We start from the raw sequence: 598 nt of genomic DNA, 5'->3' as shown, positions 1-598 counted from the left end.
AAAAGGTACACCTTTTGAAGTGACGTAATTTATATGAAAGACAATGTGTCAATTTGTATATTTAATACAGTGATAGTTACCGTAATTTTCGAAGCCTATAGTTAATTAACCTTACAATATACGTCTTTTTGGTATATAAATAGCTATATTCATTAGAGAAAGAGTTTTAATCCTTCATGAGAATCTTTAAAACCTAATTTCTTATAAAAGTGTAAAGCTTCTTGTCGTTCTTTATCTGTTGTTAACTGTACTAAATGACATCCCCGTAATTTAGCACGTTGAATAGCCCATTTAATAAGTTTACTTCCTATACCTTTACCACGTTTTGATGAGGCTGTCCGTACACCCTCAATTGTAGCTCTCCAACCCCCTTGACGTACAATGTAAGGCGTAAATGTAATTTGTTGAATACCGACAATCTCCGTCCCATCACACGCTACAATCAACTCGTTATTTGGATCACAATCAATAGCATGAAATGCTCTTATATAACTATCAGGGAGTGGTGTTTCATAGCGCTCTCTTTTATTTCCTAAAACATCATCAGCAAGCATTTTTACAATTTCATCTAAATCATCTGCCGTTGCAATCCTAAATG

Annotated in this window: 1 protein-coding gene; it reads right to left on the bottom strand. The window is 33.9% G+C overall.

Annotation, left to right across the window (positions count from 1 at the left end; translation table 11 throughout):
* Positions 1 to 152 precede the first annotated feature (152 nt).
* Positions 153 to 598, bottom strand: a 446-nt coding sequence (locus AC1DTM_RS30705) for an N-acetyltransferase family protein (protein ID WP_477001734.1), incomplete at its 5' end; no start/stop codon positions are given.

The sequence above is a fragment of the Bacillus sp. P4_D3 genome, assembly GCF_056401855.1.
The sequence above is the reverse complement of the archived record's forward strand: the minus strand, read 5'-3'. Positions and strand labels throughout refer to the sequence as shown.